Here is a 24,088-nt window from a genome sequence, read left to right as displayed (position 1 = left end):
GCGGAGCTGGCGAACGCCTCGGGCCAGGACACCGCCGCGATCATCGGCGTCCTCCCCTGCAGCAACGCCAGTGTGTGCGACGTGCTCGCGCCCTCGATCGCCGGAGCGACGCTGCGCCTGAACGGCGGGGCCCTGGCAGCCGCCCGGCGCGGTCTCCGGTCACGGCAACGTCCAGCCCGGCCGGCAGCCCGAGGGCCTGCTAGGTTCCCGCCGGGCGTTTCTGCTCCACCCTGACGACCCGTTCCGTCAGCGGGAGGAGGATGGTGCAGCGCAGGCCGTCCCGCTCGAAGCGGGAGGTCGCCTGCGCATTGAGCTCGAAGGCGAGAACCCGCTCCAGCAACTCGGTGCCGAAGCCCCGCCGGCTCGGCTCGCCTTCCGGGATCTGCGCCCCCGTTTCCACCCACTCGAAGAGGAGGCGCTGGCCACCCTCCGCCGCCTCCTCGGCACGCCAGGTCACCTCGACCTGGCCCCCTGGGGCGCCGAGGGCACCGTGCTTCACCGCGTTCACCGCAAGCTCGTGCAGCGCAAGCGCCATCGTCTCGGCCGCCTTGGGCTGCAGGCGCACCTCCGGGCCGCCGATGCGCTTGACCTGCTCGCCCTCACGCGCGGCGTGGGCCAGCAGTTCCGCGGCGACCAGGTGCTCCAGGTCCACGCCGGATGAGGGGTCGCGCGTGACCGCGGCCTGCACGCGCGCGAAGGCCTCGATGCGGCCATCGAGGTGGGAGGCATATTCCTCGACCGAGCCGCTCGTCTCCGCCGTCCGCCGGGCGATGGATCGGATGACCGCCAGCGTGTTCCGGACGCGGTGCTGCAGCTCGGCGAGGAGCAGCTTGGCGTGCCCCTCGCTCGCGCGCAGCGCCTCCTCCCGCTCCCGGCGTTCGGTGACGTCCTGCCCGATCTTGATGACACCGCGCACCCGTCCGCCGGCGTCGCGGAGCGAACGCGACGAGCCCTCGATGAACACGCGGCTGCCGTCCTTGCGGAGGTGCCAGCGCACGTCGGAGGCGACGCCGCGCTCCCAGGCCGTCGCCAGCTCCTCCTCCGGGACGCGGTTGGCCCGATCCTCCGGCGTATAGAGCACCGCGACGTCCCGTCCCACCACCTCGTCCGGCGTCCAGCCGAAGACGGCGGCCGCCCCGGGCAGCCACTCCTCGATCCGGCCCTCCCGGTCGGTGGTGAGGATGGCGTAGTCCCGCGCGCTCTCGACGATCACGCGGAAGCGCTCCTCGCTCGATCGCCGCGCCTCCTCGGCCCGCTGCCGCTCGGTGATGTCGACGAAGTTCACCACGACGCCCGCGATGAAGTTGTCCACGCCGCGATAGGGCAGGACCCGGAGGATGTAGCGGGCGCCCGTCGCGGGGTTGCCGACCTCTCGCTCCACGGGCGTGAGAGTGCGCAGCACACGGCGCGCATCCTCGACCAGATCGTCATAGGCGACGCGCGTCTTGATGTGGCCGATCGGCCGGCCGATGTCGGACTCGAGGACGTGGAGGACCTCGGACACGGCCGGCGTGAAGTTCGTCACGCGCAGGTCGTTGTCGAGGAAGACCGTCGCGATCTGGGTACTGGCGAGGAAGTTCCGGAGGTCGCTCGTCGCGCGCGTCAGCTCCTGCACGCGGTGCGCCAGCTCGCCGTTGACGGTGGTCAGCTCCTCGTTCACCGACTGAAGCTCCTCCTTCGAGGTCTCCAGTTCCTCGTTCGCGCTCTGCAGCTCTTCGTTGAGCGACTGGTACTCCTCGTTCGAGGACTTCAGCTCCTCGTTCGTGCTCTCCAGTTCCTCGATGGTGGCCTGGAGACGTTCCCGGGTGGCGCGCAGGTCGGCCTCGATCCGCCGGACATAGTCGCCTTCGCCGGGCGCCATCCAGCCCGCGTCGGAGGAGGGAACGGCCGCGCCGTCCTTGAAGAGGACGACGAAGCTCGTACCCGGGGTGCCGGCTTCCCGCACCGGCTCGACGACGAGGTCCACGACGGCGGAATGGCCGTTCTGGCCCATCCGGAGGCCCGGGAGCTGTACCGTCGTTCCGTCCTCCGCGGCGCGGGCGAGGGCCGTGCGGATGTCGGTGCGCAGGTCGGGATGGGCAAGCTGGAGGAGGTTAAGCGACGCGGCCCCGCCTGCCGGTTCCAGGTAGCGCCCGGTGCGACCGGAGAAGTGCAGCACGTCGTGGGCGTCGTCCACGATGACGTAGGCCGGGGCGAAGCGCTCGGCGAAGCGCTCGGCGCGCCGCGCGAGGGTTGCGCCGGGCGGGCGCGGGCTCGCGGCGGCCTGCGCCACGGGGCGGCGCTCCACGGCGGTGAACGGGAAGTTGGCCAGGACGCGCGTCCCTGTCTCGATCCGGCGGAAGATGCGCGACCGGCCCTCGATCGGGGCGAAGAGGGTCGCGTGGCGCGACGCGTTCTCGGAACTGCCGAGGAAGAGAACGCCGCCCGGCTTGAGCGCGAAGTGGAAGAGCGGGATGACCCGCTCCTGCAAGGCGGGCTCGAGATAGATGAGGAGGTTGCGGCAGGACACGAGGTCGAGCCGCGAGAACGGTGCGTCCTTCACGATGGAATGCTGGGAGAAGACGCACATCTCCCGCAGCTCCTTCGCGACGACGTAGGTAGTGCCCTCGCGCACGAACCAGCGCGCGAGGCGCTCCGGCGTCATCGCGCCGGCGATGTCGGCGGGGTAGCGGCCCACGCGGGCCGAGGCGAGCGCGCGGCCGTCAAGGTCGGAGGCGAAGATCTGGACCGTCGGCACCTCGTCCAGCGCCGCCATGTGCTCGCGCATGAGGATCGCGAGGGAATAGGCCTCCTCGCCCGTCGAGCAGCCGACGACCCAGGCCCTGACCCCGTCGGCCCGGCCCTTTCCGGCGAAGAGCTTCGGGATGACCAGCCGCTCCAGCAGCTCGAACTCCCGCGGGTCGCGGAAGAAATGCGTGACGCCGATGAGCAGGTCGTTGAAGAGGTACTGCGCCTCGTCGGGCCGCTCGCGGAGAACTTCGACGTAGTCGCCGATGCGCTCGGCCCCAACCACGCCCATGCGGCGCTGCACGCGTCTGAGGAAGGTACCGGTCTTGTAGCCGTGGAAGTCGTGCCCGGTCTTGTTGCGCAGGACCGTGACGATGGCCGCGAGCACCCCGGCGACTTCCTGCGGGCCCGGCTGGTCGGGGGGGCTGTCCGTATCGTCGGCCAGGCGTTCGAGGGTGGCGGCAAGGCGCTCGACCAGCTTCGCCATCGGCAGCACGGCGTCGGCGAGCGCGGCGGGGGCGTGGCTGCCGGCGAGGTCGCCGGCCCGGGACTCCTCCGTCTCCTCCGCGAGCGCGAGGCCGCCCGCTTCCTTCACCGCCTTGACGCCGAGCGTCCCGTCCCCGTTCGTGCCGGCGAGCGTGACGACCACGATCCTGCCCTCCTCGTCCGATGCGAGCGAGACGAGAAGGCTGTCGACCGTCCCGCGCTCGCCTGGCCTGCCCTCGGCGGGTCGCGTCCGGAAGCGCCCTTCCTCGACCGTGACGAGAGCGCCGGCATCCGGCAGATAGGTGCGGCCCCCCTCGACGGGGAGGCCGTCGGCGATCGCCGTCAACTCGCGTCCCGCGGCCGCGAGCACCGCGCGGAACCGGGCTTCATCCAGCGCCTCGCGATGCTGCAGGGCGAGGACGAGCGCCTCTGCACCCCCCCGGGGGAGGCGCGTGAGCAGAAACTCGAGGGACGCGGTCGACGCCGCCGAACCACTGACGGCGATGACGACGGGGCCGGAGGCAGAGGCCTCGCGCGCTTCGCCTGCGTTATCGGACATGCCAACTCAATCTAGCGTCCCTTCGCGTTCACGACACCCACCCCCGGCCCGTGGCTAACCCGGCCCGTCCTGCCCCCCCTCGTCCTCCTGCGGCGCCGGCGGCGCCATGGAGAGGAGGACGGCGCGGCGGATCGTCTCGGCATAGTTCCGGTACTCCGTCGCCCGTTCCTCGTACATCTCGGCCACGGCCCGGCGGCCGGAGTTACGGCCGTCCGCGGCCATCCGGCTCACTAGCTCAGCGCGCTCCTCGACGACGCGGAGCGCGACCCGGAGCGCCTCGTCCACCGCGTTCTCCTGCTCCTTCGCGACCACGTCGGCCGTGAGCGCGTGACCGACCTGGCAGCGGAAGCGCAGGGGCCTGGACCCCCGGACCGTCGAGAGCACGCCGTGGCAGTTCGGGCAGGTGATCGCGGCGGGGTCCGCGATACGCGAAAGGATGCTGCTGTCCACCCGCTCGCCCGCCGCGATGTCCACTTCCAGCCGGATGTCGGGCGGGACCGGTATGCGGGGCCCGGCCGGCTCACGCACGAGCTCGGACAGGACGTCGCCGAGGCGGGCGCTGGGCACGGGAAGGCCGGCGGCGACGGCCGCGAGGGCGCTCCGCGGCATCTCGTCGGCGATCGCGTCGGCCGGATCCTGCACGAGCGCGAGCCCGCCGCAGCGCGCCACCGCCTCCAGCCCCGCCGCCCCGTCGTTCAGGAGGCCGCTGAGGACCACGCCGATGACGCGGGAGCCGTAGGCCGCGGCGGCGGAGCGGAAAAAGCGGATCGATCGCGGGCCGCGCCATGTTCTCGCGCGGGCCGCGCCCCAGCCGCAGGTGCCTGTCGGCGATGATGAGGTGGCGGTCGGGCACGCCGAGATAGACGTGGCCCGGCTCGATCGGCATGCCGTCCTCCGCGGCGTGTACGGGCAGGCGGCCGGACGCGGCGGCGACGGTCCTGAGAATGCCGAGGCTCCGCGCGGGGATGTGCAGCACGACGAGGACGGCCGCGGGCAGTGTCTCCGGCAATGCACCGAGGATCGCCTTGAGAGGCGTCGTTGCGCCGGACGAGCCGCCGATGACGATGATGTCGTGGTTGCTCACGGGTATCCCCCACGGCGCGAGGCCGCGGGGGAAACCCGGCGGGCTGCTCCGGAGTTGCAGGTCTGCTATCCCCGTCGACCTGGTCGGAGCCAGATTTTGCACGAACCCAGGTTTTGCATGGACAGGCATCGCGGCCGCGCCCAGCCTCCAAGACGCAGTGCTGCGGATGAAGCTGCCCAGGGGGACCGCTGGATCATGACCGACCTCCCGACCGAGCGTCGGCACCTCGCGAAAGCGGAGCGCGACGTCGCCGACGGCAAGGCCCGGATCATGCGCCAGGCCGACCTTGTCGGCCGCCTGCGTGCAGAGGGTCGCGACGTCGCGCAGGCCGAGGCGCTGCTGAGCACCATGCGGCAGTCGCTCGAGGCCTGGCAGGACCATCGCGAAGAAATCCTTCGCACCATCGCGAGGCTCGAGAGTGCGCCGGGCGAACCTGTCCCGGTGGCCCCACCCACCAATTGAGGAGACTACCTCCCGCCTGCGGTGCTAGGCTACCGGGGCCAAGTGGTCGCGGCCGACGTCGGACAAGGAGCGAACCATGCGGAACGTGAGCGGAACCGGGGTACTGACGCGACTGCGTGTGCTCGTCGTCGAGGACGAGTACTTCATCGCGGATGACATGGTCCAGGCGCTTGAGGCGCTCGGGGCGAAGGTGGTCGGCCCCGTGGCGAGCCTGGCGGGGGTCATGGGGATCCTGGCCTCGGGGGAGCGGATCGACGCAGGGGTACTCGACATCGACCTGCGGGGCGAGGCTGTGTATCCCGTGGCGGATATCCTGACGGAGCGGGGAGTGCCCTACATCTTCGCCACGGGGTACGACAAAACCGTCATCCCGCGTCCCTACCAATCCGTGCCGCGTTGGGAGAAGCCGTTCGACTCGAACGCGCTCGCGAGGGCACTGCCCCACGTGGTGGCCGCGTACGCTCCGGACCTCCTCGAGGGACCATAGCGGGGACTCACTGCCCGGCCCGGGGTGTCCGGTCAGGCTCCGGTCATCCGCGCGAGCGTCGCGAGCAGCTCCTGCTCGCTCACGGGCTTGCCGAGGTTGGGCACGCCGGCGAGAACCTGCCCGCCGATCCGCTCGGGTCTGTCATGGGCCGTCGCCAGGACGAAGGGCACGTGCCGCGCCGTCAGGGCTTCCGCGACCGGCGTGACGAGCTCGGTCCCGAGGTTGACGTCGAGCACTGCGACGGATGGCAGCTCGCCCTCCAGCAGCCGGAGCGCAGCCCGCACGCTGGGCACCGGGCCCATGACCCGCCAGCCGCGACTCTCGAGCAGGCGTTGGATGTCCGTCGCGATGAGGTACTCGTCTTCGACGATGAGGACGGTTTTCGGCACGACCAGTCCTCAGTCCCGGGGGGCATCCGTCCCGAGGGGGATCGTGAGCTCGACCGTCAGGCCTTCGGCGGCATAGTCCAGGTCCACTTCGCCGCCGAGGCTGTAGGTCGCGGTGGCTCGGATGAGCTCGGTGCCATATCCCGTGCTGGCGGGCGGGGTCACCGGCGGCCCGCCCCTCTCCACCCAGAGGAGGCGGAGGCTCGTGTTCCCTTCCCGAAGCTGCCAGGCCACCCGCACGCGGCCGCCGGAGCACGACAATCCCCCGTACTTCGCGGCGTTCGTCGCCAGTTCGTGCAGCAGGAGGCTGAGCGCCATGACCGTGCGTGGCGCGAGTTCGACGGGATCCCCCGGCTCGATCACCACGGCGTCGGGATCTGCCGTGTAGGGCGCGAGGATATGCTCCACCAACGGCCCGATCCCGGCCGCCTGCTGCTCGGCGAAGGCGAGGTCCTGCGCCTTGATCAGGGCTTCGAAGCGCCCGAGGAACGCGTCCCGGTATGCCTCGGCGGAGCGACCTTCGGTCGTGGTCTGGCGCGCGATCGAGCGCGCCACGCCGAGCAGGTTCTTCATGCGATGGCGGAGTTCGCCGAACAGCATGTCCTTCGAGGTATCCCGGCGGACGCGGTCGGTCGCGTCCACGATGGCAAGCAACATGGAATGGCTGGCGTTGTCGGGGTGGAAGAGGGTGCGGGCCGTGAGCAGCATCGTCCTCCGGCCCAGGCCGGGGAATTCGTGCTCGACCTCGAAGTTGATGACGGCCGTGCTCCGCGGGATCACGTCCCGGAGGAGCATGCGCAGGACGGGGATGTCCCACTGACCGTTCCCGAGGTCGTAGAGGTGCTGTCCGATCGTCTCGTACCGATCGACCCGGAAAGTCTCGAAGAACGAACGGCTGGCGGCCTGGACCCGAAGGCTTTCGTCGAGGACGAGGATCGGATCGGCGATGGTATCGACGATGCCCTGGGCCTGAATGTGACCGGTGCGCAGGAGCCGGTAGAGATCTTCCACATTCATCCTGAGCGGTCCCGCATGCAGTCCGAGGCTACGAAGGAGGGCCTGGGTCCGCAATCCGCGGGCAGGTGCGGCCGGCGGCCGGCGCGATCGCCCCGGAATCCGGAACGCGCTTCAGAGATGGGAAACTCTGCCTTGCGACAAGGTCGGGAGCGCCCGGGGAAGCCTTCCAGCGGGAGGCAAAACCGGTGGCAGACACGCCGATGGGGATCGCCGCGCCCGCTGCTGCGCGCCCTGACGGCATGTCGGGCGCGGGCGCTATAACCTGCGTTGAGCGGCCGCAGGACGCGCCGGCCCGGCAACTCCGGCGCGTAACCTGCGTCACGTTGCCGTTCGATCGTGGTCGGAAGTCGTAATCGATGAAGGAGCCGGGGATGTCGAACCCCCTTGTGCGGCGGCTGGAGCAGTTCACGCGCCTCTCCGCCGAGGACCGGTCGGCATTGGACCGTGCCACCGGGAACGGGGCGCGCCAGGTCGCGGCGCGTACGGACATCATCCGCGAGGGCGACCGGCCGAATGGTACGAACCTCGTCCTGTCCGGCTGGGCATGCCGCTACAAGCAGCTGGAGGATGGCCGGCGTCAGATCCTCGGCTTCCTCCTCCCCGGCGATCTCTGCGACTACCAGGCCTCGCTGCTGCGGGAGATGGACCATTCCATCGGCGCGCTGACGCCGGTGACGGTTACCTCCCTACCCCGGACCACCCTGGACGACCTGACCGCCTGCCATCCCCGCGTCGGGCAGGCGCTTTGGTGGGAGACGCTGGTAGCGCACGCCATCCACCGGGAATGGATCGTCTCTCTCGGGCAGCGGGATGCGGCCGAGCGGATCGGCCACCTGCTTTGCGAGCTCCTCCTCCGTCTTCGGAGCGTCGGCCTCACCCGCGGGGATACCTGCGACATACCGCTTACCCAGGCCGATCTCGGGGATGCGATGGGCCTCTCCACCGTGCACGTGAACCGCACCCTCCAGTACCTTCGCGGGGCCGGCCTCATCACGCTCAAGGGCGGTGTCCTCACCATCCCCGACCTCTGCGCGCTGATGGACGCCTCGCTTTTCAACCCCACCTACCTCCATCTACATCGGGAGGGCGCGCAGTTTGATGCGAACGAATGACGCTGCAAGCAACCCTGCCCCGGCGGTCCCCATCCCCGCCACCGAAGACGCGCTCCGTCGCGAGTGCGACACATTGCGCGAGGAGGCGGCCGCCCTGCGGCGAGAGCTCGAGCGGGTGGGCGAGGACCGCGCCGCCCTGCAGCACCGGATTCGCAACTCACTCGGCGCTATCCGCTCCATCGCGCGCCGGACCGCGGTGACCAGCACGGACCTGGACGACTACGCGGCGCACCTGGACGGGCGCATTGGTGCCTTTGCCCGAGTTCAAGCGGCCGTCATCCGCGAACCCACGGCCGGGCTCGACCTCGCCCAGCTCGTCGCGGACGAGCTGCTGTCCTGTTCGGCGCGGGAAGGCGAGGGAGTCCTGATCGAGGGGCCTGAGATCCGCCTGCGGTCCAAGCCGGCCGAGACCCTCGCCCTCACGGTCCACGAGCTCGCGACCAACGCCGTGAAGTATGGCGCCCTCGCATGCCCCGGGGGCCAGCTTACCGTGACCTGGCGGGCAGAGGATCCGGGCGGCGGCCACCCCTGGCTCATCCTCGACTGGATCGAGGCGGGGGTGCCCGACCCGAAACCGAGCCGGCGCGGCTTCGGGACCGACCTGCTCGAGAAGACGCTGCCCTATGACCTGAAGGCCGAGGTGTCGCTCGTTTTCGGCACGAACGGCGTGCGCTGCACCATCGCCCTGCCCATGACCGCGCAAACCGTGGCCGCCTGAAGGGCTGCCGGCGTATCCTGCCCCCGTCTTCATCCGACGGACGGCAGGCGCAGGCGCCGGCGCGCGACGCCTTCCCCAGCCGGAACCAGGCTGGCCTTCGTGTCGTACCGCCCGACCAAAGCCTGCCGGAATGGCGTCCGGGCCGTGGCGGCCGGGACGTTGAGCTTCGCCTTGGGCCCTTGTGGCTGTTCTCAGGCAGGACGGCGCAGCGGCGGCGCCCCCCGGTGGACAGCGCCCGATCGGGGGGCGTCTGGCGTCATGGAGTATGCCTTGAGCCCGGGAGGGTCGCGCCTGCCGCGCCGGACCGTTCCGTTGACAGGCGCGACCGCCCTGCCCAGCAATGTCCCATATCGCCGAGTAGTCCCCACGCCTTGCGTGTTGCCGTCGCATGGCCCTCCCTGCGCCTGCGGTCGCGTGGGAGCGGGCGATCGGGATGCAGACGGAGCCGCGCATGATGGACCCGCCATTCAATCAGTCGGGCTCCGCTGGCTCGGCCTCGTCGGAAGCCCACGGCACGCTGCCGTCGCGCGACCCGGACCTGCAGATCCGGTCATCTCTCGCGGGTTCGTTCGGGGCGCTGCACGGCACGACCGGGGATTTCGGGCCTTCGCCCGGCGTGCGCTTCCACGACGGATCGCCGCTGACGGCGGAACACCTGAAGCTCACCGCCGACCGCGTCAGCCGGCTCGCCATCAACCCGGGCCCCGGCACTGCCTTCGTGGACCCGATCCCGGCCTTCGAGACGATCCGGATGGGGCCTGCGAACCGTGTCCGAGTCATTCCAGGGGCGGAGGACGAGGCGCGCGTCACCCACGGGCAGCCGGCCTGATGTGTGTCCCCATTTCTCTCGCCGGCCGGCGCGCGCTGGTGACGGGGGCCGGCACGGAAGGGATCGGGCGGGCGGTCGCCCGGCTGCTGTCACGGGCCGGCGCGCGAGTCGCGGTTCACCACCGGGACGAGGGTGACGCCGCCGCGGCGCTGTCCGCCGAGACGGGCGGGCCAGCCTTGCGGGAAGACCTGTCCGAGGCGGGCGCAGCCGCCGGACTGGTGCACCGCGCGGCGGAGGCGCTGGGCGGGCTCGACATCGTTGTCGGCAACGCGGCCCTTCTGCTGCGCAGGCCCGTCGCGGACACGACGGACGCCGACTTCTCCGGGGTGATGGCGGTGAACCTTGCGGCCAACTTCGCCCTGGCGCGGGAGGCGTCGGGACTGATGGGGCAGGGGGGGCGGATCGTCTTCACCTCGTCCGTCAACCAGTGGATGCCCAATCCCGGGCTGGTCGCCTATGGCACGGCCAAGGCCGCGATCGGCGGGCTGACGCGGCAGTTGGCGCTCGAACTGGCGCCACGCGGGATCACCGTGAACGCCGTGGCGCCCGGCACGATCGAGACGGACTTCAACCGGGCGGCGCGGGACGCCGACCCGTCCTGGCGGGGGCGGAAGCTGGCGCTCATCCCCGCAGGGCGCACGGGAACCCCGGACGACGTGGCGGGGGCGATCCTGTTCCTGTGCAGCGACCTCGCGGCCTATGTGACGGGGACGGCGCTGGCGGTGGACGGGGGGCTTTCGCTCATGGGAACGGCACCGTGACGTGGGAGGTCTACGCCCTGCGCTGGGCGACCGATCCGGCCAGGCGGACGTCCCAATGGTTGCTCGGCGGGGCGGGCGGGGACGGGGTGATGCCCCTCGCCTATCACGCCTTCCTGCTGCGCGGTCCGGACGGCGTGGTCGTGATGGATACGGCGGCCGACCCGGCGCGGGTGGAGCGGTACGGCAAGCGTGACTACCACGGATTGGAGGACGCGCTGGGCGTGCTCGGCGTCTCGCCCGCGGACGTGCGGACCGTGGTCCAGACCCATCTTCACTGGGATCACGCGGGTCAGCCCGGCCTGCTGCCCTCGGCCACGTTCCACCTGCAGCGGCGAGAACTGGCCTACGTCAACGGGCCTGCCATGCGACATGCCGTGCTGCGCGCCGGCTACGAAATCGAGGACATCGCGGCGATGACGGCGCTGCTGCATGCCGGGCGCCTGGCGCTGCACGACGGCCGCGCGGCGATCGCACCGGGCCTCTCGCTGCATCATGTCGGTGGCCACACGGACGGGCTCCAGGTCGCGCGGGTCTCGACGCGAAGGGGATGGATGTGCCTCGCGACGGACGCGGCGGCGCACCGGCTGAACCTGGAGCGCCGCATCCCGTTCCCCGCCGTGTTCCACGTCGGCGACGCGCTGGACGCCTTCGACGCCGTGACCGCGCTGGCGGACGATCCGTCGCTCGTGATTCCGGGTCACGATCCCTGGGTGGTGGGCGCGCATCCGCCCGCAGGGTCCGGGACCGGCGGGTGGATGGCACGGCTGGATTGACCCTGCCCGTCGGGTACCTGTGCGCGGCGGCGCCGATCGACGTCGCGCTGGTCGGCGTCGGGGCGCTTCGGGACAGCCGCGTCTCCGAAGGGTCGCGCGGCGCACTGCGGCGGGTTCGGCAGCCCGTTCAAATCGAGACCGATGGTCTCCTTGACCGTGGGCGCTGCGCCGTGACCCCCGGGCGCCTCGCACCGTCGCCGCGCACCGTCGCCTCGCAAATCCGCAAGGCTTCGTCCTGATCCTCGATGGGCGAACTGGCACCCTGCTGCATGCCGGTCGCGTGCGGATCAGCCCCCGGCCGCCTCAGGCCGCGAGGGTGGCGGGCACAGGCGGGTGGTCGGCGAGGATGGCGCGAACCTCCGACGCATCGAGCGTCTCATGCTCGAGGAGCGCGGCGGCCAGCGCATCGAGGGCGCGGCGGTGCCGGTTCAGTTGCGCCGCGGCGTCGCGCATCGCGGCCTCGCGGAGCCCACGCTCCACCTCTTCGATCGCGCCGAGGAGTTGGGGCGAGGCGACGAAGCCGCTGGCCCGGGCCTCCGCCGTCGGAAGGAGGAGCGCGCCCGCCGGGCCTGCGAGGCCGTAGCGGGTGACGAGGGACTCCGTCATGCCCTTCATGGCCGCGAGGTCGCCTGCGGCGCCGGTAGTTGCCTCGGCGGCGGGAAAGACGGCCTCCTCTGCCGCGCGTCCCGCGGCGAGGACGACGAGGCCGGCCTTCAACTGCTTCGCGTTGCGCAGGACGCCCTCGTCCGGCGGCGCGAGGTGCGCGGCGCCGAGACTCCGGCCGCGCGGGAGCACGGTGACCTTCGAGAGCGCGTCGGCACCGGGGGTGAGGAGGGCGGCGAGCGCGTGACCCGCCTCATGCACCGCGATCTTGCGGCGGTCCTCGGCGCTCAAGGCCAGACCCTTGCGTTCGGCGCCCAGCAGCATGCGGTCCAGGGCGGCCGAGAGGTGCGCGTCGGTGATGGCGGGCGCGCCGGTGCGGACGGCCAACAAGGCGGCCTCGTTCAGGAGGGAGGCGAGGTCGGCGCCGGCGAGCCCGCCCGAGCCTGCGGCGATGCGGGCGAAGTCCAGGCCCGGCACGACGGCCTTGCCGCGGGCGTGGACGCGCAGGATGGCCTCGCGGTCCCGGCGGGTGGCCGACCTCGATCTTGCGATCGAAGCGGCCGGGTCGGATCGCCGCGGGGTCGACGGCATCCGGTCGGTTCGTCGCGCCGATGATGACGATGCCCGAACGGGGCTTCAGGCCGTCCAGCTTCGTGAGCACTGTCGTGATGGTCTGGGCCCGTTCCTCGTCCGCGCCGCCCTGGGAGGCGTGGCCGCGCGCGGGGATGAGGCTGTCGATCTCGTCGATGAAGACGAGGCAGGCGCCGTGCTTCCTCGTGGCCTTGTCGGCCTGACGGAACAGGGCGTTCACGCGCATCGTGCCCACGCCCACGCCCACGAACATCCGCACGAAGTCCGCGCCGTTCGCGTGGATCAGCGGCACGCCACCCGCCTCACCGGCAACGGTGCGCGCGAGGTGCGTCTTTCCGGTACCGGGCGGGCCGATCAGCAGGATGCCGCGGGGCGGCTTGGCGCCGATCCGTTCGAAGGCCGCGGGGTCGCGGAGATAGGCGATGACGTCGCCGAACTCCTCCTTCGCGGATTCCAGGCCGGCGATGTCCTCGAAGGTCGCCTTCTGGTCGTCGCGCAGGACTTCCCCGGCAGCGCTGAACAGGCCGCTGGTGCCGCGCGTCTGCCGGTGCATGAGGAAGAGCGAGCCGCCGACGAGGAGCACCAGCAGGCCCTTGCCCGCGATGTCGAGGGCCGTTGAAAGGCCCGTGGCGGCGTTGCCGTCATAGACCACCTCGACACCGGCCGCGGCGAGCTCCTCCCGCGGGTGCCAGGCGAGGGGGATCCGCACCTCCCGCAGCGCGCCGTCGCGCAGGGTGACCTCGGCGATCTCGGGCCGGGCGACAACCCGGGACACGCCGCCGCCGCGGAGGGCTGCGACGTATTCGCTGTAGGGCATCGGAGACCCGCCAGCGGCTGCGCGGGCGCCGGCCGTGACAAGCAGGAACACGGCGAGGGCACGTGCCAGGGGCGGAAGGCGCATGGGAGGACCAGTGCGGGAACGTCTGAGACGCGAATATCACGCATCCGTGATTTCCGGTGAGAAAGTCACCTGCGTTCCGCTTAACGTTCTTTCCGGGTTCGCTTCGATTGTGTGCTGATGCGCCCGGCGGGGTGGTTGCTGGCACGATGCCAACCTCAGGCGGGGAGCTCGCCGGCCGAGGGTGGCGCGCCTCGGCCGGTGCCTTCGCCGGCGGCGCTACGCTCCCCGCGACCGCGCCATGTCGAGGCGCCCGAGCCAGAGCCCCGCCGCGACGATGACGCCTACGCCGAGCAGCATGAGGGAGGTCGGAACGTCGCCGAAGAACGCCCAGCCGAACAGGACGCCCCAGACGATCATCGAGTACTGCCACGGCACGACGACCGCGGCCGGAGCGAGCGCGAGCGATCGCGTCACGAGGAGATGCGCGCCCGCCCCGACGACGCCGAGCAGCATGAGCAGTGCAGCGTCGAAGAGGCTCGGGGTCACCCAGCCGAAGGGCAGGAGGGCAAGGCCGAGGAACATCGCCCCGAGCATCTGGTAGACGGCGAGCACGCTTGCCGGCGTGCCGCGGAGGCTGCGGGTGCAAAGCAGGAAGCCCGTGTACATCACGACGCCGACGCCCGCGACCGCCGCGGGCTGCCAGCCCGCATCGAGACGCGCCCCGAGGGCGAGCGCCACGCCGCCGAAGCCGAGCCCGACGGCCGCGAGCCGCGCTGCACGGATCGGTTCCCGCAGGAACAGCGCGGAGGCGACGGCGACGAAGATCGGAACCGCCATCCAGAAGGCCAGCGTATCCGCCAGCGGCATGAGCGAGACGGCCCAGTAGAACGAGGCGACCTCGACCGAGCCGAGCAGCACGCGCAGGCCCTGCAGGCCGGGACGCGCGGGCCGGATCAGGTGAGCCACCCCGTCGCGGTGGACGAGCGGCGCGAGCACGATCAGTGCCGTGAGGCTGCGGAGGACCAGGACCTGCCCGACCGAATAGGTCGCGACGAGCCATTTCCCCAGCGTGTCGTTGAGCGCGAACATCAGCGCCGCCAGCAGCATGAGGCCGATGCCCGCGGCGTTCTCTGAACGGTTGGATGTGCTCAAGCGTCGGAGGTCCGCCGGTGGTCCAGCCCGGCGCGACCTGCCCCGAGGCGCCGTCCGTTAACGCATGGGGAAGCGGGCCGCCACGGGGTGCCGTCGGATCAGATCAGCTGCCCGCGCAGGAAGCCGAGGGCGGGGAGTGGGCGCCAGCTCCGCGGTAGGTCGGCCCGTCGGATCGGCGAGACGACGTAGGCCGGCACGGCGGCGCCGGAACTTCGGAGGAAGCCCGCATAGGCGCGGACCTGCTGTTCCCGCCAGTCCCGGTCGGCCTGGGCGGCGGCGCGGCTGGCGTAGATCTCGGCGACCCGGGTCTTGCGGCCGACGGCGGCGACCACGGCCCAGAGCCGGTCCTCGCGCGCGCGGCTGAGGCTGACGACGGGGGCGGTGGAGGCTGTCTCGCTCACGCGGCGGGCTCCGGGGTCCCGGCACGGCCAGGGCAAGGTGAGGCACCCGTCATCCCGGCGATCTGTGACCTGCGCGTCCCGCCTGCAAGGGCGGGGGGTGAAGCGGCCATGCGGCTCCCCGGATCGCGATCCAACCTCATGCTGCAAGGATTTCAGGCCGGTGGCGAGTGGGGGTCGGCGCGGGCGGCCAAGTCGCGCAAGGCCGCATCGGCTTCGACGAAGCGGGCGGGGTCGGCGATGACGCGGGGGACCTTGTGCTGGCCGCCCTGCTTGCCCTGGGCGCGCATCCACGCGGCGACGGTGCCGGGGGGAGCAGCACGATCTCGGGCGGGTCCAGCTGCGCGCCGAGGCGGTGGGCGGCGTAGTCGTCGTTGGCAGCGAGGAGGGCGTCGTCCAGGCGCCGCGCGATGCGGGGCGTGTCGTCGGGCGCGACGGTGCCGGTGGGTTCAACGAGGTATCGGTGGCGGCCGCGGGTGCCCTCGAAGATCGCGCCGACGGTGTATTCGGCGACGCCCACACCTTCGTCCTGCACCGCTGCCAGCAAGGCCTTTTCGATCTCGCCCCCGTCGAGGTGCTCGCCGAAGACGGAGAGGAAGTAGGACGTGCGACCCGTGACGAGCATCCGCGGCGGGCCGCGCGTGACGAAGCGGACGACGTCACCGAGGACGTAGGACCAGAGGCCGGCGCAGGACGTCACGACGACCGCGTAGTCCACACCCGTCTCGATCGTCGCGGCCCAGTGGCGGGTGGGGTTGAGCGAGTCGAGTTCCTCGACGGGCACGAATTCGGCGAAGACCCCTCCATCCGCGATGAGGCGCATGCCTTCCCCGTCGCTGCGGTCGGCGGCGGCGATGAAGCCTTCGCTGGCCGCATAGACCTCTCGCGTGGCGCAGCCGGGCGGCAGGTAGGGGCGCAGGCGGTCGCGATAGGGGGCGTAGGCGACCCCGCCATGGACCAGCAGTTCGAGGTTCGGGAACGGCGGCGTGCCGTGGCGTTCCGCAAGGCGTTCGAGGAGGACGAGGGCCCAACTCGGCGTGCCGCTGAGGGCGCGGACGGGGGCGACGGGCGTTTCCTCGGCCAGCGCGTCGAGCTTCGCATCCCAGTCCGGCATGAGGGCGATGCGCGGCGGCGGCCAGGACCAGGCGTTCAGGAGGCGCGGCACCTCGACTGCGGCGATGGCGGAAAGGTCGCCCTGTTGCACGCCGGGGGCAACCGCCTCCAGGTTCGTGGAGCCGCCGAGCATGAAGGACAGGCCGCCGAACGGGCGCGCGCTGGGGTGCGCGCCGAGATGCCAGGCCAGCACGTCCACGGCGGCGGCGCGGTTGGCGGCGACCATCTCCCGGCTGACGGGGATGTACTTCGTCCGGCCGGAGGTCGTGCCGGAACTGAGCGCGAAGTAGGGGATGGTGCCGGGCCAGGTCGCGTCGCGCAGGACGGGGTAGGCCGCGCTCCACCATTCCTCCCAGAACGCCTCGTAGCGGCGGAGGGGGACCCGGCGCTGGTAGTCCGCGACGTCGGTGATGGAGGCAAAGCCGTGCGCCTCGCCGAAGCGCGTGCGCGGCGCGGTGCAGCAGGCGTCGGAGCAGGGCGGCTTGCGCGGCCGCCGGATCCTGGCGTTGCAGTGCGTGCCGGCGACGCGCGGTCCAGGCGCGGAGGAAGGGCGTGCCGTCGAAGGGCGGGCCGCTCCTCATCGCCCGGGCTGTAGGCGCGTCACCAGCGTGTATTCCGCGGCGATGGTTTCGGGCCGCAGGGGAACGCGGACGTGGCGGCGCTCGCGCCAAAGCGGAATCTGGTCGGCGAAGGCGGCGCTGCCGAGCCAGCCATCCTGCCCGCCGAAGAGCGTGAAGCGGCTGCTGTCCGGGTCCGCCATGTCCGTCGCGAAGCGCGCCATGGAGCCGAAGGTCACGTTGTGGACGCCGGAGACGAAGCCGTGGCCCGTCTTCATTGGCGTCTCGCGGCTGCCGGCGGCGGGGTAGGTGCCATAGATGAAGCGGTCGCCGATGACGGGCAGGTTGACCAGCCAATGCGCGGCGCGGAGGCGGTGCACCTCGCCCCAGGTGCGGAATTCGCGCGCCGGTCCAGCGGCCTCGGCGACGGCTTCGCGCAGCACGGCTTCGCGGCGCGCGGGCGGCATGGCGTCGAGGTCGCGAAGCGTAAACGCGGTGAGGAAGTTCCAGCCGGTTTCCGGACCACGACCACCGGTCCGGCCCTCCGGCAGCAGGCGCGGCACCAGGCGGCCGAGCAGCAGTTCGAAGACGAGGGCGGCGCGGCTGTCCTCCCGGTAGTCGCCGTCCCAGTGCCGAAGGTCAGCGAGCAGCGCGGGTTCCGGCGGCCCGCCCGGGAGTGCTTCCAGACGGCGCAGCAGGCCGGCAGCGAGTTCCGCCGCCTTGGGGGAACGCGTGTCGGTCTGCGTGGCCGCGACGTCGTCGAGGGTCAGGCGCGGGCGTGACACCAGCATCGCGCGGAGGCGATCCACGCGGTCGGAGTCGCTGAAGAAGGTGCCGATCGGCGGCGGGTCGCGAGTCCACGTCGCGGGGTTCTCGTTGGCGGAGGCGAGGATGCCGTCGCACGGCCGTTCCTGGTGCGGCAGCGACGCGGCGTCGCGCAGGCGGGTCCAGGGTGCGAGCGTTTCGCGCATCGCGGGCAGGACGGGGTCGTCCGTTGGAAAGCCCGGGCGGTCGGGAAGCACCGCGGCGGTCAGGCGGCCGATGGAAGCGCGATCCGCCCAGATCATGTTCTGGGGCGAGACGCCGAAATTGCGGAAGGCGTCGCGGAAGGACGCGCCGTCGCGTGCCCGCGCCGCGCCGAGGAGGGCGGTGATCTCGTCCGTCGGCTCGTGGCCGGCCCAGCGCAGCGAGAGCGCCGCGCCGCGCGCGGGGACGAGGGTCGCGTCGCTGACGACGGGGCCGTACTCCGTCTCCCGCACGCGACGGCGGACGGGGAACCAGAGGCGCTGGCGCAGTTCGACCTCGCGTTCGCGGAAGGCTTCGGGCGGCAGGCGCGACACGTCGAAGAGGTCGGAGGAGGCCGCCCGCAGGTTCGTCCCGCCCCAGGCCACATCGCGGTTGCGTCCGACGCCGATGATCGGAAGGCCCGGCACCATCATCCCGACCGCGTGGAAGGACGGGGACCGCATCCCCGCGACGAGCCAGAGGTTCGGCAGGTTCAGGCCGAGATGGGGGTCGCTCGCGAGCATGGCGGCGCCGGAGGCGCTGCGCTCCGGCGCGACGGCGACGGCGTTGCTGCCGGACCGCGACAGGCCGGCGAAGAGTTGCCCCAGCACTGCGGCGCGGTCGCCGCCCTCGACCGGCGCCATTCCCGTGCCGGCCTCCAGCGTGCGGCGGTAGAGTTCCGCGAAGCCTGGCTGGCCGCGTTCCGCGAGAAGCGAGAAGTAACTCAGCCAGTTGATGTCGGTACCCGCGAGGCGGCCCACGGCCAGCATGTCGGCCACGGTGACGGGCTCGCGCGCCAAGCCCAGGAGGGTCGCCTCCGGGACCCGCGGCCCGCGCGTGATCGCGTGGTTGATGCCGGCGACGAAGCGCTCGGCGAAGGCGCGGGTCTCCGGCGGGAAGTTCCGTTCGATCTCGGGCGCGGCGCGGCCGAAGTCGAGGATCCGCAGCGCGTGGTCCACGTCGCGGCCGAGGAAGCCGCCGACCTCCGACAGCCGCCCCCGCGCGACCAGGCGCATCAGCTGGATCTGCGCGCCGCGCAGGTGGCCGTGCACGAGGCCGAGCGCGAAGGCCAGGTCACCGTCCGTCTCCGCCTCGATCCATGGAATCAGGTGGGCGTTCCAGCGGATCGTGACGGGGCGTTCCAGCGCCAGGTCGTGGCGCGGCAGCGCGGCGAGGCGGCGCTCGACCGACACGTCCGGCGGGAAGAGCGCGGCGCAGCCCGGCAGGAGCGCGAGGAGGGCGAGAAGGAGGGCGCGCAGGCTCAGTCCTTTCAGCGCCCGTCGTTCGGGCGAACGTCGTCCGCGCCGCATGTGTGGTCGCGGTGCCGGGCCTTCCACCGGGGCGACCGGGCTCGGACGCGGAGCCTCGGCGGCTGCGAAGCCGGCGGGATGGATCCCGCGTTCCCTTCTCGGGCGGGCTTGCCGGGTCGTTGCGTCGTCGGCGGACTCACAGGTCCGGGCGGCCTCGGCCGATCGGGCACGGGCCTAAACACGGGATAACGACGCTGGCATCGGTCACGCTCAGCGTCGCGCCCTGAACGGAGGGTTCGCATGGGTGACCGGATCTGGCGGAAGGCGGCCGAGGCCTGCCTCGTCTCGGAGAATCGGGGCGGGCTGCGGCTCATCGTGACGAAGGTGGAGGCGCCGGCGACGGTCCGCTTCGTCGTGGAGGAGAAGGGCGCCGGCACCCCGCTTCCCGTCCTGTCCGGTTACCGCGACAGCGTCGCCGCGGCGATGCGGGCGGCCGAGGAGGGGGCATCCCGCATCGCGGGCGCGTAACGAGGGTTCGTCAGACGCGGCTTCCGCTTGCATGCTCACGGCTTCGCGATCAGGCTGTGACGGTTAGGGGACGGGGGTCTGGCGTGTCGGACGGGGGTGACGAGGTCGGTTGCCTGGCGGGCAAGGTCATGGAATGCGCCACGTTGCTGCACGGTGCGGCGATGCGGGCCGCGGGCTTCCGCCCCAGCCCGATCCGGACGGCCGACGACGTGATCGAGGCGGCGGACCTCTATGAGTTCAACCACCGGCTGCCGCCTGTCCTGCGTCTCGTCTACACCTACCTGCGGGATGCCGCCGAGCTCTGCCGGCGCGCCAGCGGGGAAGCGGCGCAGGAGGTGCGGGAGGCCGCGCTGCGCGGCGCGCTCCGGTCCACCGACCAAGCCGTGTTCGTCTACGAGCGCGCCGTGATGCGGTCGCGCTGAGGGCCGGCCGCCGGCCGGTCGCCCGAAGGGCCCCGCGGTCCTTGGCACGATCGGGGTGATGCCAGACGGTCGGTGACCGCGACGCGGATCACGTGTCGGAGGCAGCGATGGTGCCGAGGGCGGCCGCCAGGGCGTCCCGCGCGCCGTCGGGCAGGCCGACGGTCATCCTGGCTTCATGCGCGGCGAGGACCGGCGTCACCCGGCGCAGCAGCAGGTCCCCGGCGCGGGTGGCATGGAGGCCCAGGCTGCGACGGTCCGGACCGTCGCGACGTTCCAGAAGGCCGTCGGCCTCCAGCCGGTCGAGCAGCGGGGCGGCGCGGGATCGGCCATGGCCCATGGCGGCGGCCAGCCGAGCCGGCGCGATCCCCGGATTGGCCGCGGCGATGGAGAGGGCGGCCAGGAGGGGCGGGGTGAGGCCGTGAGGCGCCAACGCCTCCTCGAGGTCCCGGATGACCCGGAGGTAGGCGCGCTTCAGGCCGTAGGAGACGGTGCCGCCGAGGAGGCCGAAGGAGACGGCGTCGGGCGCATCGTTCAATCGTTGAACATTCCGGGTCATCCTGCCATCCTGTCCCGGACGGGAGGCAACGGCCATGCGCGTGATCATCTCCGGCGGCGGAATCGGCGGGCTGACGCTGGCGCTTTCGCTGCACGCGGCGGGGATCGAGGCGGAGGTGCACGAGGCCGCCACGGAGCCGAAGCCCTTGGGCGTTGGCATCAACCTGCTGCCGCACGCTGTGCGGGAGCTGACCGAGCTGGGGCTGGGCGAGCGCGTGCTGTCAGCCGGCGTCGCGACGCGGGAACTGCTCTACGCCAACCGGTACGGTGAGGAGGTCTGGCGCGAGGATCGCGGGCTGGCCGCGGGCTACCGCTGGCCGCAGGTCAGCATCCATCGCGGGACGCTGTTCATGCTGCTGCTGGAGGCGGCGCGGGAGCGGTTGGGGGCGCGATCCGGCTGGGGTCGCGGGGCGTTGCGGCGGAGTCCGACGCGTCCGGCGCGACGCTGCGGCTGGAGGGTGGCGGGACCGCAGGCGGCGATCTGTTGGTCGCGGCGGACGGCATCCACAGCGCCATCCGCGCGGCCTGGCATCCCGACGAAGGTCCGCCGCGCTGGAACGGCTGCATCCTGTGGCGCGCGGTCGCGGAGCACCCGGCCTACCTGACCGGTCGGACGATGGTGCAGGCGGGGACGAACGACCAGAAGTTCGTCTGCTACCCCATTCGGGAAGCGGTGGCCGGGCGGCCGGCGCTGATCAACTGGATCGCGGAGCGGCGGGTGGACCCCTCCACGCCATGGGCGCGAGAGGATTGGAACCGGGCCGGCCGGATCGAGGACTTCCTGCCCTTGTTCGAGGCCTGGGATTGGCCGTGGCTGTCGGTCCCGTCGCTGATCCGCGCGGCGCCGGGGGTCTGGGAGTTCCCGATGGTGGACCGGGACCCGCTGACGTCCTGGACGCGCGGGCGGGTGACACTGCTCGGGGACGCGGCGCATCCGATGTATCCAATCGGGTCGAACGGATCGTCCCAGGGCATCCTGGACGCGCGGACGCTGGCGTTTCACCTGGCGATGGAAGGGGACGTGGTGGCGGGGCTCGCGGCCTACGAGGCGGCGCGGCGGCCCGCGACCTCGGCGCTGATCGCGGCGACGCGGGGGGCGGGGCCGGACCGGGTGCTGGACCTGGCGGAGCAGCGGGCGCCGGAGGGGTTCGGCGCTGCGGGGCGGGACGCCTTCATCCCGCACGCGGAGCTGGAGGAGATCGCGGCTGGCTACAAGCGAATGGCGGGCTTCGACCCTGCGGCGCTGAACGCGCGCGCCAGCCTGTCGGCGCGGTTGCGGCAAGCGGTTCCGGGTTAGCTGCAGGGGCGCGTCGTCCAGGCGCGGCGCGCGTCCCGGGCGCAGCGGGCGCGGGTGCCGAGGGCGACTACCATCCAGCCGCGTTCCTCGCGTTCCACGACGGCGCGGAAAGCGCGGGCTTCGATCGAATCGTCCAGCAGGCCGGCGAGTTCAACGTCCACGACCAAGCGCTGCGCCCCTTCGCGCCGCATGCTGATCTTCAGGGTTGGGCGGCCCTCGATGCGCTCGGGGAAGTTGCGGTAGAGCGGTTCGAGCAGCGTCACGGGGTCCGGGGCGGGGCCCAGGGGCCAGAAGGCCGGGGCCATGGGCGAGAAGCCTCCCGTGCCCTGCGCCACGGCGGGTGCGGCGAGCAGGAGCGCGAGGACGAGGGCCCGTATCACGCCGCCGGCGCCAGCGTGACGAGTTCGGCGCCATCCTCGACCAGTTCGCCGATGCGGGCGTTGACGGCGGCCACCGTGCCGTCCGCCGGGGCGGTGATGCGCATCTGCACCTTCATCGCCTCGAGCACGAGGAGGACCGTGCCGCGGGTCACGGCGTCGCCGGGCTTGGCGAGGACATCGAGGACCCGGCCCGGCATCGGCGCGAGGATGCGTCCAGCGCCCGCCACGTCGCCGCCCCCGGGCGCGAGCGGGTCCACGACGATCACGGTGTGGCTGCCATGCGGGTGGAAGACCGTGACCGCGTCGCCATGCCGCAGCGCGCGGAGGGTGACGGTCGCGCCATCGAGGCGCAAGAGGAGACGGCCGTCCTCGGCCTCCGTCGCCCGGACGTCGACGGGGCCGGCAGGGAGGTCGAGGCGGAAGGCGCCGTCGAGTGAGAGGTGGGCGCGGAGGACGAGCGTGGTCTCGCGGTCGCGGAGGTGGAAGTCCTGGTAGCCTCCGCCGTTCAGGCGCCAGGCCGTAGTTGCGTTCCAGGGAGAATAGCGGTCCGCCGGGTCCGTCGGGCGCTGCGCGGACTGGTCCAGCAGCAGGCGTGCGACGGTGGCGGCGAGGACGGGACGCGGTACGGGGCCCGGAGCCGGCATCAGGTCATCCGCGTGGTGGGCGATGAAGCCGGTGTCGAGTGCGGCGGCCCGGAAGGCCGGGTGCTCGGCGATGGACCGCAGCAGGGCGATGTTGGTCGAAGGGCCGACGACCTCGTAGGCCGCGAGGGCGCGCGACAGGCGGGCGATCGCGGCGGCGCGGTCGGAGCCGTAGGCGATGAGCTTCGCGATCATCGGGTCGTAGTTGACGGTGATGGCGTCGCCTTCGCGCACGCCGGTATCCACCCGGATGCCGTCCGTCTCCGGCGGCGTACGGAGGTGGATGAGGCGTCCGGTGGACGGTGCGAAGTCGCGCGCGGGGTCCTCGGCGTAGATGCGGGCCTCGACGGCGTGGCCGGTGATGGTCAGGTCGTCCTGGAGCAGCGGCAGGCGCTCGCCCGAGGCGACGCGCAGCTGCCATTCGACGAGGTCCTGGCCGGTGACGGCCTCGGTGACCGGGTGTTCGACCTGGAGGCGGGTGTTCATCTCCATGAAGAAGAACTCGCCACCCTCGGCGATGAATTCCACCGTGCCGGCGCCGACGTAGCCGATGGCGCGCGCGGCGTCGCAGGCCGCCTGGCCCATGGCGGCGCGGCGTGCCGGGTCCATGCCGGGGGCGGGAGCTTCCTCGATCACCTTCTGGTGGCGGCGCTGGATGGAGCAGTCGCGTTCGAAGAGGTGCACGACATTGCCGTGGCTGTCGGCGAAGACCTGGACCTCGATGTGGCGGGGTTTCGTCAGATAGCGTTCGATGAGGACGTGGTCATCGCCGAAGGAGGCGCGCGCCTCGCCCTTCGCGAGGGACAGCGCTTCGTCGAAGGCGGCGTCGTCCGGGACGATCCGCATGCCCTTGCCGCCGCCGCCGGCGCTGGCCTTGATGAGGACGGGGTAGCCGATGCGGCGTGCCTGTTCGTGCAGCAAGTCGGGCGATTGCTCATCGCCGTGGTAGCCGGGGACGAGCGGGACTCCGGCGCGTTCCATCAGGGCCTTTGCGGCGGATTTGGTGCCCATGGCGCGGATGGCGGCGGCGGGCGGGCCGATGAAGGTGATGCCGGCTGCGGTGCAAGCTTCGGCGAAGCCGTCGTTCTCCGACAGAAACCCGTAGCCGGGGTGGATGGCCTGGGCGCCCGTCGCACGTGCCGCGTCCAGGATGCGGTCGGCGCGGAGGTAGGAGTCGCGGGCCGGGGCGGGACCGATGTGACGTGCCTCGTCGGCCATCGCGACGTGCAGGGCGCCGGCATCCGCATCGGAGTAGACGGCGACGGTGCGGATGCCGAGGCAGCGCGCGGTGCGGATGACGCGGCAGGCGATCTCGCCGCGATTGGCGATGAGGATGCTGTCGAACATCACCGGG

Annotated in this window: 23 protein-coding genes and 3 pseudogenes; 11 read left to right on the top strand and 15 right to left on the bottom strand. The window is 72.1% G+C overall.

Features of this window, described 5'->3' with window-relative positions; genetic code table 11:
• Positions 1-199 precede the first annotated feature (199 nt).
• The 3 genes and pseudogenes from ACE7GA_RS22200 to ACE7GA_RS22190 form a co-directional block, all read right to left on the bottom strand.
• On the bottom strand, positions 200-3,772 hold the full coding sequence (locus ACE7GA_RS22200) for a CheR family methyltransferase (RefSeq protein WP_376091679.1): 3,573 nt from the start codon (positions 3,770-3,772) through the stop codon (positions 200-202).
• Between the two features lie 54 nt (positions 3,773-3,826).
• A complete protein-coding gene (locus ACE7GA_RS22195; RefSeq protein WP_376100475.1) occupies positions 3,827-4,540 on the bottom strand; it encodes a chemotaxis protein CheB in 714 nt (237 codons plus the stop codon).
• Positions 4,541-4,547: 7 nt separating this feature from the next.
• A pseudogene (locus ACE7GA_RS22190) lies at positions 4,548-4,985 on the bottom strand (chemotaxis protein CheB); the annotation flags it as partial.
• Between the two features lie 66 nt (positions 4,986-5,051).
• On the opposite strand from ACE7GA_RS22190, the gene ACE7GA_RS22185 reads away from it, so the two are divergent.
• Entirely contained in the window at positions 5,052-5,318 is a 267-nt protein-coding gene (locus tag ACE7GA_RS22185; RefSeq protein WP_376091676.1) for a hypothetical protein, read from the top strand.
• 85 nt (positions 5,319-5,403) lie between these two features.
• Positions 5,404-5,805 (top strand): response regulator, encoded by a 402-nt coding sequence (locus ACE7GA_RS22180; RefSeq protein ID WP_376091673.1) that lies wholly within the window; start codon positions 5,404-5,406, stop codon positions 5,803-5,805.
• A gap of 32 nt (positions 5,806-5,837) precedes the next feature.
• Here ACE7GA_RS22180 and ACE7GA_RS22175 read toward each other — a convergent pair whose 3' ends face one another.
• Both ACE7GA_RS22175 and ACE7GA_RS22170 read right to left on the bottom strand, forming a co-directional pair.
• Positions 5,838-6,194, bottom strand: coding sequence for a response regulator (locus ACE7GA_RS22175; RefSeq protein ID WP_376091670.1), 357 nt, complete (start codon positions 6,192-6,194; stop codon positions 5,838-5,840).
• A 9-nt stretch (positions 6,195-6,203) separates the two neighbouring features.
• Complete coding sequence (locus tag ACE7GA_RS22170) at positions 6,204-7,208, bottom strand: HWE histidine kinase domain-containing protein (RefSeq protein WP_376091667.1); 1,005 nt, start codon at positions 7,206-7,208, stop codon at positions 6,204-6,206.
• A gap of 371 nt (positions 7,209-7,579) precedes the next feature.
• On the opposite strand from ACE7GA_RS22170, the gene ACE7GA_RS22165 reads away from it, so the two are divergent.
• The 5 genes from ACE7GA_RS22165 (at position 7,580) to ACE7GA_RS22145 (ending at position 11,401) form a co-directional block, all read left to right on the top strand.
• On the top strand, positions 7,580-8,320 hold the full coding sequence (locus tag ACE7GA_RS22165) for a Crp/Fnr family transcriptional regulator (protein WP_376091664.1): 741 nt from the start codon (positions 7,580-7,582) through the stop codon (positions 8,318-8,320).
• On the top strand, positions 8,307-9,038 hold the full coding sequence (locus tag ACE7GA_RS22160) for a sensor histidine kinase (protein ID WP_376091661.1): 732 nt from the start codon (positions 8,307-8,309) through the stop codon (positions 9,036-9,038). The genes ACE7GA_RS22165 and ACE7GA_RS22160 overlap by 14 nt, the downstream gene beginning before the upstream one ends.
• Before the next feature lie 388 nt (positions 9,039-9,426).
• Positions 9,427-9,867 carry a hypothetical protein gene (locus ACE7GA_RS22155; protein WP_376091658.1) on the top strand — a complete coding sequence of 147 codons (441 nt, stop codon included), beginning with the start codon at positions 9,427-9,429 and terminating at the stop codon, positions 9,865-9,867.
• Positions 9,867-10,628, top strand: coding sequence for an SDR family NAD(P)-dependent oxidoreductase (locus ACE7GA_RS22150; protein ID WP_376091655.1), 762 nt, complete (start codon positions 9,867-9,869; stop codon positions 10,626-10,628). The genes ACE7GA_RS22155 and ACE7GA_RS22150 overlap by 1 nt, the downstream gene beginning before the upstream one ends.
• Positions 10,625-11,401 carry an N-acyl homoserine lactonase family protein gene (locus tag ACE7GA_RS22145; protein ID WP_376091652.1) on the top strand — a complete coding sequence of 259 codons (777 nt, stop codon included), beginning with the start codon at positions 10,625-10,627 and terminating at the stop codon, positions 11,399-11,401. Before ACE7GA_RS22150 ends, ACE7GA_RS22145 begins: the two co-directional genes overlap by 4 nt.
• Before the next feature lie 303 nt (positions 11,402-11,704).
• Here the strand turns inward: ACE7GA_RS22145 and ACE7GA_RS22140 are convergent, their stop codons facing one another.
• From ACE7GA_RS22140 to ACE7GA_RS22110, 7 genes and pseudogenes are all read right to left on the bottom strand, one after another.
• Entirely contained in the window at positions 11,705-12,481 is a 777-nt protein-coding gene (locus tag ACE7GA_RS22140; protein WP_376091649.1) for a hypothetical protein, read from the bottom strand.
• A 115-nt stretch (positions 12,482-12,596) separates the two neighbouring features.
• A pseudogene (locus ACE7GA_RS22135) lies at positions 12,597-13,148 on the bottom strand (AAA family ATPase); the annotation flags it as partial.
• A 564-nt stretch (positions 13,149-13,712) separates the two neighbouring features.
• On the bottom strand, positions 13,713-14,588 hold the full coding sequence (locus tag ACE7GA_RS22130) for a DMT family transporter (protein ID WP_376091646.1): 876 nt from the start codon (positions 14,586-14,588) through the stop codon (positions 13,713-13,715).
• Between the two features lie 98 nt (positions 14,589-14,686).
• Positions 14,687-14,989 (bottom strand): hypothetical protein, encoded by a 303-nt coding sequence (locus ACE7GA_RS22125; RefSeq protein ID WP_376091643.1) that lies wholly within the window; start codon positions 14,987-14,989, stop codon positions 14,687-14,689.
• 136 nt (positions 14,990-15,125) lie between these two features.
• Positions 15,126-16,325 carry a GH3 auxin-responsive promoter family protein gene (locus tag ACE7GA_RS22120; protein WP_376091640.1) on the bottom strand — a complete coding sequence of 400 codons (1,200 nt, stop codon included), beginning with the start codon at positions 16,323-16,325 and terminating at the stop codon, positions 15,126-15,128.
• Between the two features lie 27 nt (positions 16,326-16,352).
• Positions 16,353-16,511: pseudogene (locus tag ACE7GA_RS22115) on the bottom strand (hypothetical protein); the annotation flags it as partial.
• 165 nt (positions 16,512-16,676) lie between these two features.
• Positions 16,677-18,971: a penicillin acylase family protein gene (locus ACE7GA_RS22110; protein WP_376091637.1), complete on the bottom strand. Its 2,295-nt coding sequence runs from the start codon at positions 18,969-18,971 to the stop codon at positions 16,677-16,679.
• Between the two features lie 240 nt (positions 18,972-19,211).
• Between ACE7GA_RS22110 and ACE7GA_RS22105 the strand changes: the two genes are divergently transcribed.
• Positions 19,212-19,439 carry a hypothetical protein gene (locus ACE7GA_RS22105; protein ID WP_376091634.1) on the top strand — a complete coding sequence of 76 codons (228 nt, stop codon included), beginning with the start codon at positions 19,212-19,214 and terminating at the stop codon, positions 19,437-19,439.
• Positions 19,440-19,522: 83 nt separating this feature from the next.
• Complete coding sequence (locus tag ACE7GA_RS22100) at positions 19,523-19,861, top strand: hypothetical protein (protein WP_376091631.1); 339 nt, start codon at positions 19,523-19,525, stop codon at positions 19,859-19,861.
• A gap of 88 nt (positions 19,862-19,949) precedes the next feature.
• On the opposite strand, the gene ACE7GA_RS22095 is transcribed toward ACE7GA_RS22100, so the two are convergent.
• Positions 19,950-20,396 (bottom strand): MarR family winged helix-turn-helix transcriptional regulator, encoded by a 447-nt coding sequence (locus ACE7GA_RS22095; protein ID WP_376091628.1) that lies wholly within the window; start codon positions 20,394-20,396, stop codon positions 19,950-19,952.
• Positions 20,397-20,451: 55 nt separating this feature from the next.
• On the opposite strand from ACE7GA_RS22095, the gene ACE7GA_RS22090 reads away from it, so the two are divergent.
• Both ACE7GA_RS22090 and ACE7GA_RS22085 read left to right on the top strand, forming a co-directional pair.
• Positions 20,452-21,021: an FAD-dependent monooxygenase gene (locus ACE7GA_RS22090; RefSeq protein WP_376091625.1), complete on the top strand. Its 570-nt coding sequence runs from the start codon at positions 20,452-20,454 to the stop codon at positions 21,019-21,021.
• Between the two features lie 11 nt (positions 21,022-21,032).
• Positions 21,033-21,713 (top strand): FAD-dependent monooxygenase, encoded by a 681-nt coding sequence (locus ACE7GA_RS22085; protein WP_376100473.1) that lies wholly within the window; start codon positions 21,033-21,035, stop codon positions 21,711-21,713.
• Here ACE7GA_RS22085 and ACE7GA_RS22080 read toward each other — a convergent pair.
• Positions 21,710-22,093, bottom strand: a complete 384-nt coding sequence (locus ACE7GA_RS22080) for a hypothetical protein (RefSeq protein WP_376091622.1) — start codon at positions 22,091-22,093, stop codon at positions 21,710-21,712. The two genes, ACE7GA_RS22085 and ACE7GA_RS22080, sit on opposite strands and share 4 nt — an antisense overlap.
• Positions 22,090-24,081 carry an acetyl/propionyl/methylcrotonyl-CoA carboxylase subunit alpha gene (locus ACE7GA_RS22075; protein WP_376091619.1) on the bottom strand — a complete coding sequence of 664 codons (1,992 nt, stop codon included), beginning with the start codon at positions 24,079-24,081 and terminating at the stop codon, positions 22,090-22,092. Before ACE7GA_RS22075 ends, ACE7GA_RS22080 begins: the two co-directional genes overlap by 4 nt.
• Between the last annotated feature and the right edge of the window lie 7 nt (positions 24,082-24,088).

It is taken from the genome of Roseomonas sp. CCTCC AB2023176 (assembly GCF_042259275.1).
Taxonomy (GTDB): domain Bacteria; phylum Pseudomonadota; class Alphaproteobacteria; order Acetobacterales; family Acetobacteraceae; genus Roseomonas.
This window is presented reverse-complemented; position numbering and strand designations above follow the sequence as displayed.

Bases quoted from the DNA above. Each gene is read 5' to 3' on its own strand.
- ACE7GA_RS22200 (WP_376091679.1), bottom strand. From the start codon at position 3,772: ATGTCCGATAACGCAGGCGAAGCGCGCGAGGCCTCTGCCTCCGGCCCC.
- ACE7GA_RS22185 (WP_376091676.1), top strand. From the start codon at position 5,052: ATGACCGACCTCCCGACCGAGCGTCGGCACCTCGCGAAAGCGGAGCGC.
- ACE7GA_RS22170 (WP_376091667.1), bottom strand. From the start codon at position 7,208: ATGAATGTGGAAGATCTCTACCGGCTCCTGCGCACCGGTCACATTCAG.
- ACE7GA_RS22165 (WP_376091664.1), top strand. From the start codon at position 7,580: ATGTCGAACCCCCTTGTGCGGCGGCTGGAGCAGTTCACGCGCCTCTCC.
- ACE7GA_RS22160 (WP_376091661.1), top strand. From the start codon at position 8,307: ATGCGAACGAATGACGCTGCAAGCAACCCTGCCCCGGCGGTCCCCATC.
- ACE7GA_RS22155 (WP_376091658.1), top strand. From the start codon at position 9,427: ATGGCCCTCCCTGCGCCTGCGGTCGCGTGGGAGCGGGCGATCGGGATG.
- ACE7GA_RS22150 (WP_376091655.1), top strand. From the start codon at position 9,867: ATGTGTGTCCCCATTTCTCTCGCCGGCCGGCGCGCGCTGGTGACGGGG.
- ACE7GA_RS22120 (WP_376091640.1), bottom strand. From the start codon at position 16,325: ATGGTCGCCGCCAACCGCGCCGCCGCCGTGGACGTGCTGGCCTGGCAT.
- ACE7GA_RS22110 (WP_376091637.1), bottom strand. From the start codon at position 18,971: ATGCGGCGCGGACGACGTTCGCCCGAACGACGGGCGCTGAAAGGACTG.
- ACE7GA_RS22105 (WP_376091634.1), top strand. From the start codon at position 19,212: ATGGGTGACCGGATCTGGCGGAAGGCGGCCGAGGCCTGCCTCGTCTCG.
- ACE7GA_RS22090 (WP_376091625.1), top strand. From the start codon at position 20,452: ATGCGCGTGATCATCTCCGGCGGCGGAATCGGCGGGCTGACGCTGGCG.
- ACE7GA_RS22085 (WP_376100473.1), top strand. From the start codon at position 21,033: ATGGTGCAGGCGGGGACGAACGACCAGAAGTTCGTCTGCTACCCCATT.
- ACE7GA_RS22075 (WP_376091619.1), bottom strand. From the start codon at position 24,081: ATGTTCGACAGCATCCTCATCGCCAATCGCGGCGAGATCGCCTGCCGC.